Annotated in this window: 16 protein-coding genes; 8 read left to right on the top strand and 8 right to left on the bottom strand. The window is 41.9% G+C overall.

What is annotated here, in order from left to right:
• Positions 1–638: 638 nt before the first annotated feature.
• Together V7K41_RS06215 and V7K41_RS06210 are read right to left on the bottom strand one after the other, a co-directional pair.
• A complete protein-coding gene (locus V7K41_RS06215; protein ID WP_334846482.1) occupies positions 639–3,230 on the bottom strand; it encodes a chloride channel protein in 2,592 nt (863 codons plus the stop codon).
• Positions 3,231–3,770: 540 nt separating this feature from the next.
• Positions 3,771–4,136, bottom strand: coding sequence for a hypothetical protein (locus tag V7K41_RS06210; RefSeq protein WP_334846475.1), 366 nt, complete (start codon positions 4,134–4,136; stop codon positions 3,771–3,773).
• A 305-nt stretch (positions 4,137–4,441) separates the two neighbouring features.
• Between V7K41_RS06210 and V7K41_RS06205 the strand changes: the two genes are divergently transcribed.
• Positions 4,442–4,897: a DUF4288 domain-containing protein gene (locus V7K41_RS06205; protein ID WP_334846473.1), complete on the top strand. Its 456-nt coding sequence runs from the start codon at positions 4,442–4,444 to the stop codon at positions 4,895–4,897.
• Between the two features lie 38 nt (positions 4,898–4,935).
• Here the strand turns inward: V7K41_RS06205 and V7K41_RS06200 are convergent, their stop codons facing one another.
• Both V7K41_RS06200 and V7K41_RS06195 read right to left on the bottom strand, forming a co-directional pair.
• Positions 4,936–5,406: a GNAT family N-acetyltransferase gene (locus tag V7K41_RS06200; protein ID WP_334846471.1), complete on the bottom strand. Its 471-nt coding sequence runs from the start codon at positions 5,404–5,406 to the stop codon at positions 4,936–4,938.
• Between the two features lie 218 nt (positions 5,407–5,624).
• Positions 5,625–6,122 carry a DUF6174 domain-containing protein gene (locus tag V7K41_RS06195; protein ID WP_334846470.1) on the bottom strand — a complete coding sequence of 166 codons (498 nt, stop codon included), beginning with the start codon at positions 6,120–6,122 and terminating at the stop codon, positions 5,625–5,627.
• 860 nt (positions 6,123–6,982) lie between these two features.
• Here V7K41_RS06195 and V7K41_RS06190 point away from each other — a divergent pair.
• Positions 6,983–8,305 (top strand): MATE family efflux transporter, encoded by a 1,323-nt coding sequence (locus V7K41_RS06190; protein ID WP_334846468.1) that lies wholly within the window; start codon positions 6,983–6,985, stop codon positions 8,303–8,305.
• A gap of 64 nt (positions 8,306–8,369) precedes the next feature.
• A complete protein-coding gene (locus tag V7K41_RS06185) occupies positions 8,370–9,563 on the top strand; it encodes an MFS transporter (protein WP_334846466.1) in 1,194 nt (397 codons plus the stop codon).
• Positions 9,564–9,773: 210 nt separating this feature from the next.
• On the opposite strand, the gene V7K41_RS06180 is transcribed toward V7K41_RS06185, so the two are convergent.
• Positions 9,774–10,148, bottom strand: a complete 375-nt coding sequence (locus V7K41_RS06180) for a hypothetical protein (protein ID WP_334846464.1) — start codon at positions 10,146–10,148, stop codon at positions 9,774–9,776.
• Positions 10,149–11,330: 1,182 nt separating this feature from the next.
• Between V7K41_RS06180 and V7K41_RS06175 the strand changes: the two genes are divergently transcribed.
• From V7K41_RS06175 to V7K41_RS06165, 3 genes are all read left to right on the top strand, one after another.
• On the top strand, positions 11,331–13,412 hold the full coding sequence (locus V7K41_RS06175) for a hypothetical protein (protein ID WP_334846462.1): 2,082 nt from the start codon (positions 11,331–11,333) through the stop codon (positions 13,410–13,412).
• A 399-nt stretch (positions 13,413–13,811) separates the two neighbouring features.
• A complete protein-coding gene (locus tag V7K41_RS06170; protein WP_334846460.1) occupies positions 13,812–14,000 on the top strand; it encodes a DUF4089 domain-containing protein in 189 nt (62 codons plus the stop codon).
• A gap of 100 nt (positions 14,001–14,100) precedes the next feature.
• Entirely contained in the window at positions 14,101–15,522 is a 1,422-nt protein-coding gene (locus tag V7K41_RS06165) for an AtzE family amidohydrolase (RefSeq protein ID WP_334846458.1), read from the top strand.
• A 325-nt stretch (positions 15,523–15,847) separates the two neighbouring features.
• Here the strand turns inward: V7K41_RS06165 and V7K41_RS06160 are convergent, their stop codons facing one another.
• Genes V7K41_RS06160 through V7K41_RS06150 form a run of 3 tightly spaced genes read right to left on the bottom strand, consistent with a single transcriptional unit; the run spans position 15,848 to position 17,953 of the window.
• Entirely contained in the window at positions 15,848–16,357 is a 510-nt protein-coding gene (locus V7K41_RS06160) for a GNAT family N-acetyltransferase (protein ID WP_334846457.1), read from the bottom strand.
• Complete coding sequence (locus tag V7K41_RS06155) at positions 16,354–16,572, bottom strand: hypothetical protein (protein WP_334846455.1); 219 nt, start codon at positions 16,570–16,572, stop codon at positions 16,354–16,356. The genes V7K41_RS06160 and V7K41_RS06155 overlap by 4 nt, the downstream gene beginning before the upstream one ends.
• A gap of 55 nt (positions 16,573–16,627) precedes the next feature.
• On the bottom strand, positions 16,628–17,953 hold the full coding sequence (locus V7K41_RS06150) for a DUF58 domain-containing protein (protein ID WP_334846453.1): 1,326 nt from the start codon (positions 17,951–17,953) through the stop codon (positions 16,628–16,630).
• A gap of 277 nt (positions 17,954–18,230) precedes the next feature.
• On the opposite strand from V7K41_RS06150, the gene V7K41_RS06145 reads away from it, so the two are divergent.
• Together V7K41_RS06145 and V7K41_RS06140 are read left to right on the top strand one after the other, a co-directional pair.
• Positions 18,231–19,208 (top strand): NADP-dependent oxidoreductase, encoded by a 978-nt coding sequence (locus V7K41_RS06145; protein WP_334846452.1) that lies wholly within the window; start codon positions 18,231–18,233, stop codon positions 19,206–19,208.
• Positions 19,205–19,750, top strand: a complete 546-nt coding sequence (locus V7K41_RS06140) for a hypothetical protein (RefSeq protein ID WP_334846450.1) — start codon at positions 19,205–19,207, stop codon at positions 19,748–19,750. Before V7K41_RS06145 ends, V7K41_RS06140 begins: the two co-directional genes overlap by 4 nt.
• Positions 19,751–19,872: the final 122 nt, after the last annotated feature.

The raw sequence follows: 19,872 nt of genomic DNA, 5'->3' as shown, positions 1-19,872 counted from the left end.
ATTTGTTATTTTGGCGTACTCATTTGTTATTTCGGCGTACTCATTTGTTATTTTGGCGTACTCATTTGTTATTTCGGCGTACTCATTTGTTATTTTGGCGTACTCATTTGTTATTTCGGCGTACTCATTTGTTATTTCGGCGTACTCATTTGTTATTTTTGAGTAAAGCAAACGCTCCCTTTATCAAGGGTACGCTGTATATACAAGTCTGAAATAGCTGATTAACCAGGGTTTTACCCCACCCTAACCCTCCCCGTATGTATTGGGGAGGGAACTAGAGCATCGATTCAGTAATCAAAAACCTAACCCCCCAGCCCCCTTCCCTACTAGCGTTGGAGAAGCTAAACTCCCCTCTCCTTGTAGGAGAGCAGGGTGGTTTCATACAAGCAAAGAAAAATTAAAACTGGGTTTCAAAGCCTCTCCCCCCGTGGGGGAGAGGAATGGAAGTGAGGGAAAAAGCCATGCCACTTTCACGAGAAATCAAGACTTATGTATTTTTCTTTTTTCGTATGAAACCACCCTGCCCTCTCCTTGTAGGAGAGGGGTAGGGGGAAAGGTTCTTCGAGGATTACTGAATTGGTGCTCTAGATTCTTGTTTACCCACAATAAACGGGGGGATTAAGGGGGGTAATTCGACATTAAGTTTTGACCATAATCACTGTACAATTACTCTTGCGAGAAATATTCTCGGCAATATTTCCTTGAATCGCTTGTTGCAGTAAACTTTCACGGCTAGCTCCCAGAACAATCACATCACTATTGTCTTGTTTGGCACAATTAAGAATAGCTTCAGAAACAGAATTGGCACAAACAGGAGTAGCAATCACTTTACCATTAACTCGGCGTTGCAGAAAGTGAACAGATTTATCTAGTAATGTTGTGTCAGGAATCGAGTTATTCGGCTGGAAAACCTGACATAGCTTGATTTGGGGTGATGTACTTAAAGAAGCCAGAGCAGGTAATAACTTAATTGCTTGGCTGGAGTTAGGGCCGCCTGCCATTGGCAACAACCAACGGTCAAAGGATCTTTTATCATCCAATTTAGCCAAGATAACATCACAAGGAACCTGTCGAATTATCGTATCCACCACTCGGCTAAAAACTCTACCAGGAGTTGATGTAGTGCCTTTCCATCCCATCAGCACCAAGTCAATGTGTCGTGCTTTGACAGTCTCTAAAATTGCCCCAGCAACATTATGGGCAACTCGGATCTCGGTATGAACGGGAATCCGCCACTCCTCTCCTAACAGTATTGCCCGTTGCAAAAGTTGAAGACTTTTGCTGATTTGCACTGGTGTTTCCGATGGGATGCGGCCAGACGCAACGATAATCACTTGTAGACATTCTATTTCGTAATTGCGATCTTTGGCGATCGCAACTGCCATTTCTAATAAAGTCTCGGCTGTTTGAGGATGTGAAAGTGGTACTAACAACCTTCCTTTGCCTGTAGCCGGAGCGCGAGTTTGGTAAACCACATAAGAAGGTGCTGATTTGGGTTCTATTTGTTCGCTATTACCACTGAGTCGCTCTGCTTCTACACGGATAATATCACTACGAGTAATAATTCCTATGAGTTTGCGACCTTCTGTAACGGGTAAGCAGCTGAGGTGATAACGATTGAGTATATGCAGTACATGAGCCAGTGTCGCTGTGGGAGTTACTGTCACTGGCTCTGGTGTCATAATCTCGCTAACAGTTGTATCTTTGCCTGACTGTTGCGAAGCAATATTAACTAAATCTTTCTGAGTCACAATACCAACAACTTTACCATTTTCTAAAACTGGAAAGTTGCGATGGTGAGAGTCGGAAAATGCCTGTACTGCTTCATCAGTACTCATTTGACTAGAGAGAGTTTCCACACGCCGTTGCATCACATCTACGGCACTCAATTGTGCCAGAATTCCCTCTGTACCTGGCTCTTTGGTGATGTGAATCCCTTTCCACTCTAGTAAAAGGTCGTAGAGCGATCGCCGATCGATTTTTTCCGCTACTAAATAGGCAACCACAGACGCAATCATTAGCGGTAGCACCAGATTGAAATCTGTTGTCATCTCAAACACAATGACGACTGCTGTAATTGGTACCTTAGAGACGGCGCTAAAAAAGGCAGCCATGCCAACATGAGCATAGACTGTTGCAGCACTCATTCCCAGTAAACTGTGTTCGACAGCACCCACTAAGTAACCAAGGGCAGCTCCCAAGGCCAAAGTGGGAACTAGTAAACCCCCTGGCGCTCCAGAGCCGTAGGTAAAAATAATTAGGGTAAACTGAACTAAAAAAGCGATCGCTGCAAATGACCAATTAGCACCACCTACAAGCAAAATTTCTCTCAGCCCAGCATGATCGCGAAAGGTAGCAGGTAAAAAAGCGATCGCCGCACCACTGACTAACCCAGCGATTCCAATTCGCCAGGGTAAACTCAGGTGTAGCAGGCGGCGGTTAATTGCTAGACTCTCAAGAATACCTTTATTAAATAGAATGCCTAGAAGTCCCGCCAGCAGTCCTAAAATCAAATAGAAAGGGATTTCCTGAACGAAGAAAGTTGTATCGGGAAGACCTAAATTTAGATGATTCAGATCCAGGCTGTGACTACCATAGAGCCGGGAAATGACTGAAGCGATGAAAGAAGCCAAAATTGCAGTACCAAGAGTGATGCCTGATACATCTTGGAGTAATTCTTCCACGACAAAAAGCACACCTGCGATCGGTGCATTAAAAGCCGCAGCTAACCCAGCCCCAGCTCCGGCAGCGATAAGTTGGCGACGATGCTCTGGTGAAGTCGGTGCCCAGTTACTAAGTTGATTTGCCAAGGCTGCCCCAATTTGGACAGTCGGCCCTTCTCGTCCTAAAGGCATTCCAGAACCCAACACTAATGTAGCGCTGATCAACTTGACCAAAGCAATCCGCAGATTTAATGGCATCGGCACACGAGCCAATACCGCTTTGACTTCAGACATCCCACTACCTGATGCTTGTGGTGCGAAGCGCTCTACTAGCCAACCGGCTAAAAGTCCCCCTCCTAGTCCAATACCTGGTAGCACCAAGTAGGCAGGCCAATGGTAAGAAAGATGAACTCGCCATGCACCTGCCCAATCCACTGTCTGTCCTAATAGAACTGCCGCTAACCCAGAAACTAGACCAATCAGGCAAGCTTCCACGAAAGCTAACCGCCTGGGTTGAAGCATCTGACGCCAAAGCCTCAACCAGAGAATTTTACCCCTGGCTAACATATTTTTAACAATCACTTGTCATCAATGAAGGTATATAAATGTCTGAAATGTCTTACCGTTCACCCTATTTATAGCCTTTCATAAAAAAATGAAATTAGAATGAAAATTTTCTATGCCTAAAGATAGATATATGCAGTAGTACCGCAAGGCGGAAGTCATATCATGTCCGGTCAAAGACTTATCATTTAGACCGCACTTCTTGCAGGGAGCAGGGAGCAGGGAGCAGGGGAAAGAGACTTTTCCGATTTTTGCACAGATCCGGTAATTATAAGTGATTAACCGGACTTGATTAGGACTTACGCAAAAACCCTCTCAAACTCTCCTTTCTCCGTGACCTCTGCGGCCTCTGTGGTTCGTTTTCCGTGACCTGTGCGTAAGTCCTATTGATATCAAAAGTCAAAAGTATTATGGAATAAGCTCTTTAGGGATTTTAAATGGTTGTTCTATTTACGCGGTGGCGTACTAGGAGTACAGCGAATCTGCCTAGATTAGGATTTACGCATAAAAATTCTCTAGAAAAATTGGGTGTAAAGTTTACTATTAACGTTGCCAATCATACATTAATCGTCCATGACGATCGCGCACAAGTTCCCATTCTCCATGACGATATCGTTGTCCATGATAACGTATAGACCGATAGTATCGTCTATAATAATGTCGTCGATTCCACTGGCGTTGATAATAATAGTTTCCAGTCCGTTGCCGTCTATGATAACGTCGTCGAGTCCATCTGTGAGCTAACAAAAACTCTTCACTTTGCTCTTTTACTAATTTTGTCTGTACGTCAATACTCTGTTCATTGAGAACGTTATTTAGAGTATTATCTTTGGCTTCAACCAAAGTAGGTGGATAAATGAAGGCTAATAGCAGGAACACAATTGAGGTTAGCTTTTTGAAACGGTTCACGTCTTTGCTTTTCCTAAACTATTGGTAATCATTTTATTTAATACTTAAGTTGAGCAATTATATAGTTCGGAATTCACAAACTTGAGTAACGCAAATGTAATTAAAAGTACATCTATAGGACTCCGATTTTATTTATGAAAACATACTGAGACTGAAAAGCCGGTTTTATCAGGGTTTTATCTGAAATCTTGTTCAAAAATCAGATATGAGTTCTATAACAGTTCCCATTCAGATGAAGTACAACGTTATATCGCTTGGTATAGTTGCTTTAGCATTATTAGTAAAAATTTTTAGTTTTATAAGCAATGGCATACATTCCAAAGGATGCAAAATGGTATATCGCTGAATTGGTGATCGAGTGTAAAGTTCAGGGAAATCCACGCAATGTTGTTCATGTAAATATTGTTCTTGTCCGTGCTTCTTCACCAGAAGAGGCTTTTGAGAAAGCCGAAGAACTTGGTTATGAGAGTAACGACACATATCTTAATCCCAAAAATCAAACCGTAACTTTTACTTATAGAGGCTTACGGCATCTTGATGTGATTCATGATGAATTAGAACATGGTGGTGAACTGATGTTTGAAGAAAAAATTGGTATATGTGAAAGCGAGTTACAACAAATGCTGACTCCAAAATCTCAGCTAGCTATCTTTCGTCCGTTAGAACCAATAGATCCATCTAAGCCAGACTATAGAAGTAAAGAAATTATGGATGAAGTCGCAAAAATGATCAGTGGCGATGGTGTTATTGAAAGACTTTAAATGCTTCAGCCCAACAATGTATTTGCCATCCTAAACCTTTACAATAGAGCTAAGGTCATAAATACGCTGTTCGGGTCATCAATGTAGTCAGCAAAAGGGCCTCGGTACCCGAACCCATACCGTGCGTACAAGGCTCGTGCTGGGGCGAACTCTGGAATTGCCCCTGTCTCCAAATACAGGCGATGGTAAGCACGCCGTTCGGCTTCTTTGATGATGTGTTCAAGAATCTTTGAGGCAACACCCTTACGTCGGTGAGTCTTGGCGGTACGCATTGATTTGATTTCACCACTTCTTGAATCTAGTTCTTTTAGTGCGCCGCATCCGAGTAATTCCGATCGCTCCCAAGCTGTCCAGAAAGTAATATCAGGCGATCGTCGCAATGCTTCCAAATTAAGAGCATGAACGCTTCCAGGTGGTGAAATCTCATGCATATTTTCGATATGCTCCCGCAGAAGATCGGCAATCTTTTTATCTGTCAAGTCATCTGAGCGGATTTGCAATTGACTCATCTCCTTAATTTGCTAGGAAATTCTATCTATACAAGCCCGAAATACAATTCTTTTGACTTTTGACTTTTGACTTTTGACTTCCGCTTTGCGGTACTAGTGGGTTGTTTGATGCAATCCACTGTGAGTATTAGTTGCATGTGTGTGCGATCGCTAGAGCAAGTAAGATATGCTGAATCAATTAAGCACTGCTGTAGCAAATAATGCTCTCCTAGCCATAGTTAATTAATTTTTTGCAGATTGCTAATTGTAAAAAATATTTCATCATCAGCGATCTGGCTATTATAATCAATGTTAATTTGAGTTGGATAACCAAGTATTGGATCGTATTGTACAGTCAAGTTTGCTGCTTGACGAATGAGCGCATCCCTGATGATATTAAAGAGTTTAGGAATTGTATTATATTGTTGAAACAATTCTGCACTAGCTGGCTGTTTCGTTGCTTTATAAGTAATAGAACTTGTGACTCGATTGCGTACTTTAATAATCACTGGTTCTGTGGCTTTCGGTAAACAATTGCAACTTCTAGTGAATTCATAGCGATAGTTAGAGATTTTTTGCCGTCTCCATAATCGGTAATTAATCTTAAATTGTTCTAAGGCTAAACTACTAGGCGCGGGTGTTTTGGCTACCTGTATAGGAGGAGGTTGAGACATTACAGGTGCACTAAAACCTAAAGATGCCATTAAAATAGCACTAATTGCAATTGGTAAGCGCATATAAATCCATTCTTAACTCCAACTGCTCACTTTAACGTAGCTTTAAGATGATTGCCAAAACATTGAAATTATTTGTGACACTCAAAGCTGGTAAGCTGTTACGCAAAGAAAATTGCACATTAACTAGTGTTCGCGCAGCGTCTCCTTCAGGAGAGGGTTGTCCTTTGTCATTTGTCCTTTGTTTTTAGAAACACAAATGACTAATGACTAATAGACCTCTTGCAAAAATACTTGAATCACCCCTCCCCAACCCTCCCCGATGTGTTGGGGAAGGGGCAAGATTTTAAGTTCATACGTGTCAACTTCAGCCGAAAACTATATCAGACAGGCGTTTTGTAAATCCCTCACGCCCTCATCCCCTAACCCCTTCTCCCAAGGGAGAAGGGGAATTGAATGTCTAGCTCCCCTCTCTCTTGGGAGAGGGGCTGGGGGTGAGGGCAAAATGTTTTCACCAAGCGGGTTTAGCGTTAAGTTGACACCAATGGATTTTAAGTTTCCCCCCTTTATAAGGGCAGGGCTGTTTCATTCCCTAAAAGGCGCTGATTTACAAGCGTTTCAAGCAAAAAATCAGGTGACTAAAAAATCTGATTGTGCAAGAAAATGGTAATCGCACTTAAATTTACCGATTGAGGTGGTAGTTTTTGTTTTTCCCACTCAAGCAAATTTCTGACTCATACTCTTGACAAAATCCTTAAGAGATCGAATGAAACAGCCCTGCTTTATAAGGGGGGATTAAGGGGGGTCTATTCAACTTATGCAAGAGGTCTAATGACTAATGACGGTCTATATAGAAAATAGGGCAATATATAGGCGCATTAGCTTATCAACTGTATATGTTTTCTGAAGTTAAAAAATGTCTCATGTTAGCCGTACCTTTGGCAGCGGCACAACTGGCTCAATCTGCAACTGGTTTTGTGGATACGGTAATGATGGGCTGGTTGGGAAGTCAAACCATTGCATCTGGAGGTTTGGGAGCTGTTATCTTTAGTTTTTGTCTGTTGATTGTTACTGGTATTGTTTCTGCTGTCAGTCCGTTAGCTGCCCAAGCATACGGAGCCGGAAATAGAGAAAAAGTTGGCACAATTGTCCGGCTTGGACTAGGGATATCTCTGGTGCTAGGAATACCAATTACATTGCTGCTCTACAATGGAGGTGCTTTACTACTTTTACTAGGACAGGATGCTAACACAGTAGCACTAGCAGAGATTTATTTAAGGGCGATCGCACTGGGTTTTATTCCTGCTTTGGGCTTTACAGTACTTAAAAGCTTTCTTTCTGCTCTGTTGCAACCGCAATTAGTGATCGTGACTGTAGTTTTGGGTACTCTGTTCAACATCACAGCTAACTATGTGCTGATGTTTGGCAAACTGGGATTCCCGGCACTGGGTTTAGCTGGTATCGGTTGGGCAAGCACGCTTTCACTTTGGAGTATGTTTGTTGCTTTGACAGTTTATATATGTAATCAGCCTCGCTTTGCAGTTTACGGTATTTTTCAACCTTCGTCTCATGAAGCTTTTCCTCTCGAACATCGCCGGGTCGTTGGCGAGATTTTTCAGGTTGGATTGCCCATCGGGGGTCTGATTGCGGTCGAAGCTGGACTGTTCGCTGTTGTCACTTTCTCGATCGGACGATTGGGAACAAATACCCTCGCTGCTCATCAAATTGCTTTACAAACAATTTCAATGTCCTTCCAGATGGCACTAGGCATTTCTCTAGCGACAACAGTTCGTGTTGGACAGTTAGCCGGACAGAATGACCTAGTTGGCACTCGTCTAGCTGGATATGTAGGCATTGCCATTGCAGCTTTATCTATGGGTGTAGTAGCCCTTGCATTTTGGCTAGTACCAAAGTCGATTATTTCTCTTTATATTGACATCAACAATCAGAACAATGCAGATGTGGTTGCCCTGGCGGTGAAATTGCTAGCAGTCGCGGCAATTTTTCAAATAGTTGACGGTGTGCAAGTTACTGCCGCTGGAGCATTACGCGGACTAAAAGACACTCGAATCCCTATGTTGATTGGAATTTTTGCTTATTGGTGTGTTGGTTTATTCACTGGTTATATTTTTGGGATCTCGTTGGGGTTTGGAGCTATTGGTTTTTGGTGGGGATTGGCTATTGGTTTAGCGATCGCTGCAATAATCCTAACTTGGCGGTTTAGCACCAGGAAAACTAATAACTGATAATACATAGATGAAGCTCAAGGGAAAAGTCCTCAAGCAACTAAATTATAGTGACTTAGGTTGAATGAAAAAACAAATCTCAGGTAACGGATTAACTAAAATTCAGGTACTGATTATGGCGATCGCATCTGGTGTGTGTGTTGCTAACGTTTATTATAATCAGCCAATTCTCAAAGATATTGCATCTTCTTTTGAAGTTAGTGAGAGTGAAGCGGGTAGCATATCTGTGCTTTCGCAAGTTGGTTACGGTTTTGGGCTTTTCTTTTTAATCCCCTTGGGCGATAAAATCAACAAAAAAACATTAATTCTTTCTTTACTTATATGTTTATTCTGTTTGTTGATATTCATGACGTTTTCACAAAATATCGTCGAGGTTTGGATATTGAGCGTAGCAATTGGAATTACAACAGTCTCCGCTCAGATTATTCTTCCCTTAGCAGCAAGTATAGATAGAGTAACTACAGGTCAAACTGTAGGCAGTATTTTTACTGGTATATTGATTGGAATTTTAGGAGCAAGAGTTTTTAGTGGATATATTGCTGAATGCTTGAGTTGGCGTTATGTATATGGATTTTCAGGAGTAATGATTTTAATTGTTACTGTCTTGCTCAAGATTTACTTGCCTAATGTAAATAATGAATACACTGGTAATTATTTTGATTTATTAAAATCAACGCTTCAACAATTAAAACGTTTTTCCTTATTGAGAGAAACATCTTTAATTGGGGGATTAATGTTTGGTGTCTTTTGCTCATTTTGGACAACCTTGACTTTCCATTTAAGCGCAGCACCTTTTAACTTTCAATCTGATACAATTGGGATGTATGGCTTTGTGGCGATCGCAGGTGCATTAATGGCACCAATTTTTGGTAAATTAGCCGATCGAGGTAATTCCCAACGTTCCTTAACTATTTCTGTATCCCTTGTGATTGCAAGTTTAGTAATTGCTAAAATTGCTTCTAGTTCAGCGCTGGCGATCGCTGTTGCTGTATTGTTACTAGATGTAGGTGTACAGGCAATTCAAGTCACCAATGTTGCCAGAATATACACTCTTGATGCTCAATCGAATAGTCGCATCAACACAGTTTACATGACTACCTATTTTATTGGTGGTGCTGTAGGTACTAGTATTGGTCTATTATGCTGGCATTTTGGTGGCTGGAATTTGGTGACTTGGCAGATGTTAGTTTTTACTTTGCTTGCATTTATTGTTATAGTCAGATCCAAAATCACAACAGCAAGCATAAATAAACAATAAATAGACCTCTTGCATAAATCAAAAATAAAGAACCACACCCCGCATTTGAGTAAAGCAAACGCTCCTCTCCCCTTGGTAAGGGGCTACGGTGTACACACAAGTCAAATTCCCCCCCTTAATCCCCCCAATATATCGGGGGGATTAAGGGGAGTCTATTCGACTTATGCAATAGGTTTAATCTGTTGGTATTTGCGAATCAACAGTGTTATTTTAAGCTATTGGGCGGCTACCATCTATCTCTAGAGTATCTTTAATTTGAAGTTTACTCTTGGCGATCGGACGTTGACCATCTATATCAAGAATTTTCTCAACCTCTAAATCACTAGGGTCAATTGGACGCTCACCGTCTACAGTTAGCATCTCATGTTCTTGAAAATTACTCTTAGCGATCGGACGTTGACCGTCTATATCAATTGTTTGATCGCTATTATTTTCATCTTTTGCAATTGGTCGCTCACCATCTATATTAATTGTTTCCTTAATCTGAAAGTTACTTGGATCGACTGGACGCTGACCATCTATATTAATTATTTTAGTTGACTGTTTAGGTTCGTTAGATAAGGAGTTTATATTAGTTTCAGCCATTTTTGTATCTCGATTTAAATTGTTTTTAGTACTATCAATTTTGTTTTTCTTATCCATATTTCTTATTATTCTTATAGATTATTTATCTGCTGCCAATATTATTTTAATAATCGCTTATCTCTCAGCTAAAGGGGCGTAATGGGTAAATAGCAGGAAAATTTGTTTATCTAATAAGATACTGAAGTGGAATCAAAAAATCCTCTACCTCAGCACAGAATATATCTCTGACTTTAGGGGGATTTTTCATCTTTCAAAAAATACTTAATTAAATTGCTGGAGAAATGTGAAATTTTCTAACGCAGCCAAATCCGGTGATAGCAGCACTGATGGGAAGTCCAGTACTGTTGGCGTAGCGTCTTTGTCAACAGAAGGCAGGTCATCGCTAATTTAAAACACTGGTGGGAGTGGTTGATTTTGCGCAGTAAGTGAGATGATTTTTGTCTTCACGCAGAGATGCAGTTTGCCGTTAGGCGTTTCCCTAAGATAACGCAAAGAATCAGATATCGCGCCAAAGTAAAGTATTTATGCAAGTTGTCTAGCTTTATTGTCATCCCAAGTCAACTGGACTTACGCAAAATCATGAAAAAACGAACTGCAAAGGACGCAAAGGAATAAGGTTTCAGAGAGTTATTGTGTAATATCATGTCCGCTTGATTAGTTATTATTCCGGGCATCTATGCAAAAATCTTAAAACCCTCTTTCCCCCTGCTCCCTGCTCCCTGCTCCCTGCTCCCTGCTCCCTGCGCTCTTAATGATAAGTCTTTTACCGAACATGATATAAGTCCTATCAATTTCGGTGCTGCAACAAGCAAGGAAACTTATTCTGAAAATTTCAGTAAAAAAATTAGATTTTGTGGTAATATTTTTTGTTCAAAGTAACCGGAAAAATACTTGTATTTATTCATATAAAGGAGCAGGTAGTTATAACAAATTATACAAAAAATCAGTAAAAATCTTGACAAAGTATTTTTAATTTGCCAAAACATTTATATCAACTATTATCTATTGACAAGCATTACCTCATCTTCCAACTCAAGTAATAATGCATACGCATTTTTACTTAATTTTATACTGCTTAGTCTTTTTTACTAAGTATTATCTCTGTCTTCATTCCTTTACCGATGAGACTATATGAGCATTCGCTTGTTTCATATTCCTTTAAGGAAAATAATCCACTTTTCTATGCTCACTCTAGCTACGACCGTAGCACTTACAACTGTTGAACCTAGTCGCAGCGCAACAACATCTGAGTATCAATGGAATCAAGTCTCTATAGGGGGAGGAGGCTATGTTACCAATATTTATCTGCATCCTTTAGAGCGGAATTTAGCCTACATTAGAACCGATATAGGTGGCTTCTATCGTTGGAATTCGCTAGAGAAGAGATGGATTCCATTAACAGATCAGTTTGGGCCTGATAAAAGTAACTACTACGGCGGAGAAGGATTAGCACTTGACCCTAACAATCCAAATGTTATCTATATCGCAACAGGCAAATATACTAAGGCTAGCTTAGGAACAATCTTCAAATCGACCAATAAAGGTCAAACCTGGAGCAAACTGAACATAGATTTGCCAATGGGTGGCAACGAAACTAAGCGATGGACGGGGGAAAGGCTGGGAGTTAATCCATTTAATTCTAATATCATCTTCTTTGGTTCGCGTTTGGATGGGCTATGGAAGTCGGTGAATGCTGGTCAAACATGGAAGAAAGTAAGCTCTTTTTCTGGAAAACCCAATGCATACATTGGTATTACAGGAATTTTGTTTAGCAAAAAGAATGCTGGCTTGGTTTATGCAAATGCCTATGGAGACGGGATATATAAGTCTACCGATACAGGTGTTACCTGGAGCAGAATAGCCGGAAGCCCATCAAAAGCAAATCGAATGGTGCTTAATAGCAATGGAGTACTGTATGTAACGCACACTTCAGGAGTTAGCAAATATGCAAATGGGGCTTGGAGCAATATTACGCCAAGTAACATCAAAACTATTTCATTTAATGGGGTTTCTATAGATCCCAATAACTCTAATCACGTTTTAGTTACTTATGACCAATACCAGGAAAGTACTAATTACTCTAGAGTTTTTCAATCTACCGATGGTGGAACTACATGGCAACAGAAAAGCCATTCATTGAATCCTCAAGTACCTTGGTGGCCAAACTGGTATTTTGCTTCTGCGGCCTCAGCGATTGAATTTGACCCAAATATTGCTGGCAAAGTTTGGTTAACAGACTGGTTCGGAACTTGGCAGACAGACAATATCAATGCTAACAAGCCTATCTGGTCTAACTATGAAAAAGGACATGAGGAAACAGTTGTTTTTGAACTCATCTCACCTCCAAAAGGCTCACTATTGTTAAGCGGTGTGGCTGATGTAGAAGGCTTTAACCATGGCCAGAAATTAGATACTTACCCATCTACTCAATTGGGTGGTAGTAACGGCCCTTGGTTTCAAGAAACATACAGCATTGCCTACAGTGAAAAAGATCCCTTACGCATGGTACGTGTTGGCGGACATCGAGGGTTCAATACCTTTACAGGAGCAACTTCCACAGATGGTGGACATACCTGGAAAAACTTTTCCTCTTTTCCGCAGAACACTATGCCACTACGGGTAGCTATGTCTGCAAGTAATCCAAATTTGTTTGTAGCGATCGCCAGCGAGAAACAACCTATACGTACAACTAACGGTGGAGCTTCTTGGAGTGGAGTATCAGGTTTACCCAACGGACCCAAGGGACCGTGGTACTGGGGTCAACCATTGGCATCAGACAAAGTAAATGGCAATATTTTTTACTACTATAGCGGTGGCAAAGTCTACCGCAGTCAGGATGGAGCTGCATACTTTAGTGTTGTCAACTCATCACTTCCTAGCGAAGATTCGTCTATACTCAAAACAGTTCCGGGGGTGAGTAACGAAGTTTGGATAAGTCTCAATTCAAATGGGCTTTATCGTTCAACAAACGGTGGTGCGAAGTTTGCCAAAATAGCTGGTGTGGAGAAAGCTTATTTATTTGCCTTTGGCAAGCCACAAACAGGAAGTACAATTCCAGCACTATATTTGTATGGCAAAATTATTGGTATGGGAGGAGGAATTTTCCGTTCTTTGGATAGAGGGCAAACATGGACAAATATCTCTAATCCTCAATATCCCATCGGCAATGACCCTAACGTGATGGAAGCTAGCAGACAGCAATTCGGGCTAGTCTTTATTGGCACCAACGGCAAAGGAATCTACTATGGAAAACCAAAAAATTAATGTAATTTCTCACTCCCCTTTGCGTCCTTTGCGCCTCTGTGGTTCGCTAAATAAATTACTGCCATCTCATACTCAGACGTACCCAACCAATCTTCACGAGTCGTAATATCCCTAACTTTCAACTCGAAACAGAGATTTTGGATTTGTTCTTAGCTAGGACTTATGCACAGGTAACGGAAAACGAACCACAGAGGACGCAGAGGTCACGGAGAAATGAGAGTTTGAAAGGGTTTTTGCGTAAGTCCTATTAGCTTTTCTTGCAAACCTTTACATAAATAACAGCCGGGTTTACTGTATAAAATGAATTGCATTTCAGTTGTCGCAAGAAGTTATAAGTTTAAGATAACGTAGACGCTTCGGCTTGCCGCAGGCTACCGCAAAGGGTGCAAAGGAAGAGAGATGAGAAGAGAAGGGTTTGATGTAGGTGAATATGTCGATCAAATGGGGTTTTTATTGGATTTGCAGTTAAAAGATGAGTATCGAGATGGTGTGGTGGCAAATTTTGAGAGAATTAGGGCGATCGCTAATCTTGTAAATTCTTTCCCTTTACCAGAGGAAATTGAAGTTGCACCAGTTTTTGAACCATAATTGCTTCAAGAATAGCTATGTTGATGTTGTAGTAAAGCAAAAATTATTGCTGACTGCTATTACTCAAAAAGCTCAAGGCGCTATCTCTTAATATTTCAGCATGAATTTTAATTCAGCCGATGCCATAACAATATCAACTGCTGTACGCGAAGGTAAAGTTAGCGCAGTGGAAGTTACTAAAGCTGCGTTAGCACGAATAGCAACGCACAATCATCTATTCAACTGTTTTACCACTATAACTGCTGAGACAGCTTTAACAGATGCAGCACTGATCGATCGGGAAATTGCTCAAGGTAATAATCCTGGAACCCTTGCTGGTGTTCCTTTTGCAGTGAAAAATCTTTTCGATATCGCTGGTTTTACGACTCTAGCGGGATCGAAAATCAATGCAGAAAACCCAGAAGCTACTCAAGATGCAACCGCAGTAGCGAAGCTGAAGCAAGCGGGTGCTGTGCTAGTTGGTGCTTTAAATATGGATGAGTACGCTTATGGGTTTGTGACGGAAAACTCCCATTACGGTGCTACTCACAACCCCCATGATTTACAGCGAGTTGCTGGTGGTTCATCGGGTGGTTCGGCGGCGGCGGTTGCGGCTGGGTTAGTACCGCTGACGTTGGGTTCTGATACTAATGGTTCAATTCGCGTTCCGGCGGCGTTGTGTGGCGTTTTTGGTTTCAAGCCAACTTATGGAAGATTATCTCGTGCTGGAGTAGCTTTATTTTCTAGCAGTTTTGACCACATTGGCCCTTTTGCGCGTTCGGTGCAGGATATCGCTACGGTGTTTGATGTACTTCAGGGAGAAGACGATCGCGATCCCATTTGTACAAAGCGTCCGCCTGAATTATGTTTACCACAACTCAAACAAGATATTTCTGGTATCAGAATTGCCATTGCAGCTGATTATTTCACCAAAGGTGCAGAACTAGAAGCTTTAGCAGCAGTACAAAAAGTAGCTGATGCAATAGAAGTTACTGAATACGTAATCATACCAGAAGCAGATCGCGCCCGTGCAGCAGCCTTTGTAATTACAGCTAGCGAGGGTGCAAATCTGCATTTGGATAAGTTGCGTAGGCAAAGCCCACCGAAGGTATCGCGTCTTGAAGATTTTGATTTCGCTACACGCGATCGCTTTTTGGCTGGGGCGTTAATTCCTAGTAGCTGGTATCTCCAAGCACAACGGTTTAGAAGATGGTATCGCGATCGCGTTCGGGAAGTGTTTCAAAATGTCGATGTAATTCTTGCCCCAACTACACCAATTTCTGCACCACTAATTGGTCAACAAACCATGATTTTGGATGGTGAAGAAATTCTTGTCCGTCCTCATTTAGGGTTGTTTACTCAACCATTATCTTTTATTGGTTTACCCGTTTTATCAATACCAATTCAGCGCCCCAATGCATTACCTTTAGGTGTGCAATTAATCGCAGCACCATATAATGAAGCCTTAATTTTACGGGTTGCAGCTGCGTTAGAGGCAAAGGGTGTAGTTTCAGCACCAGTAATTTTAAACGCTCTTAACTAATATCAGCCCTCACCCTAAATCCCTCTCCCAAGCTTGGGAGAAGGACTTTGAAATTAGCTCCCCTTCTCCCAAAATTATGAGAGGATGTTTGAAAAGTTTTCTTCTCAGTAACAAAACGTTGTAGATCCCCCTAAATCCCCCGATAAATTGGGGGACTTTGATTCCGGTTCCCCCCTTTTTAAGGGGGGCTAGGGGGGATCAGTTAGTGCCTAAAATCACAGCCAACCACTTTTCAAACAACCTCTGAGAATGGGTTGAGGGCGAATTTTACATTTGTACAAGAGGTCTAATGTTTTTAATTTTGAATATTTATATGGGAATAATACTATACTTCATCAAAAGTAGCTGGATAAAGAACCTTCCCTTTATACTTTTTTTGATAGTTTTGCAGTGCTTTCACCATGAAAAATTCCTTTGGTACTGGAAAGGGAGACTCGATTTCATAAACAACAGAAGGCTGAAAACTAAAGCGAGTATAGAAGTGGGGATGACCTAGTACAATTACTATGGCTTCTTTCTTTACCTCTGCAATTTCTAACCCTGCTTTTATTAGTGCACTGCCGATTCCTTGTCTTTTAAACTGTGGATGAACTGCCAAAGGTGCTAAACCAAGTACCTGAAGTGTTTCTTCAGCTACTAGGTCAATATAGCTGAATAAAATATGACCGACTACAACATTTTCAACCTCTGCAACTAGAGAAAGTTCGTAAATATAACGGTCAGAATAGCGAATTTTCTCCACAAGTTGAGCTTCGTTTTCTTGCCCAAAGGCTAATGTATTCACCTCAGCTATTGCTGTGTAGTCTGACAGAGTTTCACAACGGATATGGATCATTTTAAAATTAATTCCATAAAAACCCAGTTTGCTCGATGTTCTAGAGGAATCTCTGTTTTTTCCAAATACGGCTCGATATCCTGAAAGCCAAATACATGATAAAGTGCCTGTGCTTCCTTTCTGAATATCAAATTAGTCTCATGAAAATATTCCCAAAACACTTCCTGAATATGAGATTTATGTTCATCAGTCTCTACCTGGATAATTTTAAGCAAAGTTTATGTCTCCGCTAAATAATTGAATAAAATACACAAGTTAAAGTGACAATTACTAAAGTTGATTTCGCGCTTTGAGTTGCAGATATCGCTCAACTAATTGATCGGCAATTTGATTTGCTGGTGCATCTAGTACTAATACTCCTTTTTGTTTCAGTTGGGCAAATGCCACTTGTCGTTGCATTAATAAATCTAGTGCTACTGTACGGGTATAGGCACTTGCGACATCATCTGTAAAGGTGTGTGCTAAACGATCGACTTGTGGATCTCGCAAAGTAACGCAAAATGGAAGGTAGCGGGGTGCTAACTTGGAAAGTGCGGCTAGGAGTTCTGTAGAGGCAGTAACATCAACTAAGTCAGTAATCACTACTACAAGCGCCCTCCGAGTTTGTCGCTGCAAAACATTTGTCACCGCCCCCAAATAATCAGATTCAAATAACACTGGTTGAATTGGAGTTAAGCGATCGATTAGCTGATTCAAATGATGTTGACCGCGTTCTGGGGGAATCCACGTATGCATTTGGCGGTCAAATACACCAACACCCACGCGATCGCCTCGATGTAAACCTGCCAAAGCTAAGGATAAAGTTGCATTCAATCCCCAGTCAAATCGCTGCAAATTCTGTACTTTTGCCGTCATCAGCCGTCCGCGATCGAGTAAAATCAGTAACGTTTGTTCCTGTTCTGGTTCCAAAACCCTCACCAGTGGCATAGCATTACCATAAGCCCCAACCCGACGGGCGGTAGCTTTCCAATCAATAAACCGCAAATCGTCACCCGTGCGATAGTTTCGCAATTCGGCAAATTCTGTACCAATACCAGTTTTGCGAGATTGGCGCATCGATCCCGATGATTGCAGTGTCAGACGAATGGTGAGCGATCGCAATCCCACTAAATCAGGATAAACTTTTACTGGCAGACTTTGGAGAATTTGCCAATCATCCCAAGCTAATCCCCAAAGTCCCAACTGTCGGACTTGAATATTTCCCCAAGGAAACTCTCCCCGCTGTGTCGGGTGGACGGTATACGTCAATTCCTCAGTGCTGTTACTGGGAACAATGGCGCTGAGTGCAGGTGCAGACACGCCAAATCCTGTTGGGTAATAGTCGCGGATTTCAATTTGGGCGTCGGTATTTGGCGATGTCACCTTTAGCACTACGGGATTATCTCGCCCAATGGAGAATCGTGACGGTAATTCGCGGGTAATTTGCACGCGAGAACGCCGCACCCGCAAACCATCTACAACCATCAGTCCGAGAATGATTGCATTAAATAGCACAGTGATAGCGATGGTTGCTCTAACAATCAGAAATAAGGATAGGATCGGGGCGATCGCAATACCCAAAACCAATAATAAATAAACTCGTTTGGAAGGAAGCATTTTTTAGAGCGAGATGGCACGTGATTGAAATTTGTCACTTGATAAAAGTAGATCCTTGGTCTTACATTGCTCAAGTGATTGCTCAAGGTCGTAAGGAAATATTACCCCTCCCATTCCCATTGCTTTTCAAGTTGTTGCTTGAGAGCGAGAGTGAAAAGTTACCATAGAAGAGCTAAAAGGTAAGTATGGGGTTTCCATATGTCGGTAAGCGCCGCAGACTTTTATGAGTGATGAGCCAATTCTGCCATATCTTTTGAATTAAACAGGGGCGAAGAAAATGAAAGCAATAGTAATCAAAGAATACGGCAATGATGACGTTCTAAATTATGCTGATGTCGAACGCCCAGAACCGAAGGCGGACGAAGTTTTGGTGAAAGTTCACGTTGCAGGGGTTAATCCGGTTGACTGGAAAATCCGCAACGGTGCGGGCGAAAGGCTCGGTCTGAAATTACCCATCATACTCGGCAGCGAGATTGCCGGAACAATCGAAAGAATTGGCGATGATGTCAGAGGTTTCAAAGAAGGCGATGCGGTTTACGGCATCATCCGCTCTGGAGGTTTCGCCGAATACGCGATTGCCAAAATGGGGGATATTGCGTCTAAACCCCAAAGTCTCGATTTCGAGAACGCGGCGGCGGTTCCACTCGGTGCATTGACCGCATGGCAGGCGATTTTTGATTTAGGACATCTCAGCAGCGGGCAAAGAATTTTGATAACCGGCGCGTCAGGCGGAGTCGGTTCGCTGGCTGTTCAACTCGCTAAAGCAAAAGGCGCATACGTCATCGGTACGGCTTCGGGACGCAATGAAGAGTTCATCAGAGATTTAGGCGCGGATGAATTCGTTGATTACACGAAGCAAAACTTTGAAGAAGTCGTTAAAGAGGTTGATGTCGTCTTCGATGCAGTCGGCGGTGACACGTTTGAAAGAGCGTTCCAAACTTTGAAAAAAGGTGGCTTTCTGGTAACGTCAGTGGAGTTTCCGTCCGAAGAAAAAGCGCAGGAATTTGGCGTCAAGTCCGCACGGGTCTATTGCAAGCCAAATACGGAACAATTAGCTGCCATCAGCGCATTGGTTGACGAAGGCAGATTAAAAGCGCACGTCGCAACCGTTTTGCCGCTCGTAGAAGTGAAAAAGGCATTCCAACTTTCCGAAAGTGGGCGCACACGCGGCAAAATTGTTTTGCAAATTGGCACAGGAGCGGCTCGGGAAGGCTCACACCCCGCTGCTGTAACTGAGGAAAATACCCAATTATGAATAGCAAAACTAAATTCTTAACTTTTGTCACCGTAACACTGGCAGTTTCTTCTCTGACTGTCAGCACAGTTGTAGCAAAAGCGAAACTAACGAATCAGTCAAAACTTTTTATCAACGGCATCGGTACAGTACAAGTTGGTATGACTGTCCCTCAAGCGGCAAAGGCTGCTGGTACTAAGCTAGTCGGCGATTCACCAAATAATAATTGCTATTATGTTAAGCCACAAAATGAACCCAAAAATCTTTCGTTCATGGTGACAAAAGGTCGGATTTCGAGAGTAGATGTGAGGCAAAATAATCAGATTACTACCCTCAAAGGTGCAAAAATTGGCGACACAGAAGCGCAAATCAAGTCCCTTTACCCAGGACAAATTCAAGTCACACCTCATAAATACGTCCAAAACGGACATTACCTAACTTTCATCCCGAAAGACCGTGGCGATCGCAACTATCGTCTAGTCTTCGAGACTGATGGTAAGCTTGTCACTGAGTTCAGAGCGGGTAAATTGCCAGAAGTCGAATATGTTGAGGGCTGTTCTTAATTTAATCATCTTGCACAAATGCAAAATTTGCCCTCATCCCCCAACCCCTTCTTCCTTGGGAGAAGGGGAGCCAGTTTCAAAGTCCCTCTTCCTTGGGAGAGGGATTTAGGGTGAGGGCTGAT

This window comes from Nostoc sp. (assembly GCF_036917415.1).
Lineage (GTDB): Bacteria > Cyanobacteriota > Cyanobacteriia > Cyanobacteriales > Nostocaceae > Nostoc.
Note: the sequence above shows the minus strand (reverse complement) of the source record. Positions and strands in the feature narration are given on the sequence as shown.

Excerpts from the sequence above, each read along its gene's own strand:
- V7K41_RS06180 (WP_334846464.1), bottom strand. The coding sequence starts at position 10,148 with ATGGCTGAAACTAATATAAACTCCTTATCTAACGAACCTAAACAGTCA.
- V7K41_RS06145 (WP_334846452.1), top strand. The coding sequence starts at position 18,231 with ATGAAAGCAATAGTAATCAAAGAATACGGCAATGATGACGTTCTAAAT.
- V7K41_RS06170 (WP_334846460.1), top strand. The coding sequence starts at position 13,812 with ATGAGAAGAGAAGGGTTTGATGTAGGTGAATATGTCGATCAAATGGGG.
- V7K41_RS06175 (WP_334846462.1), top strand. The coding sequence starts at position 11,331 with ATGCTCACTCTAGCTACGACCGTAGCACTTACAACTGTTGAACCTAGT.
- V7K41_RS06215 (WP_334846482.1), bottom strand. The coding sequence starts at position 3,230 with ATGTTAGCCAGGGGTAAAATTCTCTGGTTGAGGCTTTGGCGTCAGATG.
- V7K41_RS06185 (WP_334846466.1), top strand. The coding sequence starts at position 8,370 with ATGAAAAAACAAATCTCAGGTAACGGATTAACTAAAATTCAGGTACTG.
- V7K41_RS06140 (WP_334846450.1), top strand. The coding sequence starts at position 19,205 with ATGAATAGCAAAACTAAATTCTTAACTTTTGTCACCGTAACACTGGCA.
- V7K41_RS06150 (WP_334846453.1), bottom strand. The coding sequence starts at position 17,953 with ATGCTTCCTTCCAAACGAGTTTATTTATTATTGGTTTTGGGTATTGCG.
- V7K41_RS06160 (WP_334846457.1), bottom strand. The coding sequence starts at position 16,357 with ATGATCCATATCCGTTGTGAAACTCTGTCAGACTACACAGCAATAGCT.
- V7K41_RS06205 (WP_334846473.1), top strand. The coding sequence starts at position 4,442 with ATGGCATACATTCCAAAGGATGCAAAATGGTATATCGCTGAATTGGTG.
- V7K41_RS06165 (WP_334846458.1), top strand. The coding sequence starts at position 14,101 with ATGAATTTTAATTCAGCCGATGCCATAACAATATCAACTGCTGTACGC.
- V7K41_RS06190 (WP_334846468.1), top strand. The coding sequence starts at position 6,983 with ATGTTAGCCGTACCTTTGGCAGCGGCACAACTGGCTCAATCTGCAACT.
- V7K41_RS06195 (WP_334846470.1), bottom strand. The coding sequence starts at position 6,122 with ATGCGCTTACCAATTGCAATTAGTGCTATTTTAATGGCATCTTTAGGT.
- V7K41_RS06200 (WP_334846471.1), bottom strand. The coding sequence starts at position 5,406 with ATGAGTCAATTGCAAATCCGCTCAGATGACTTGACAGATAAAAAGATT.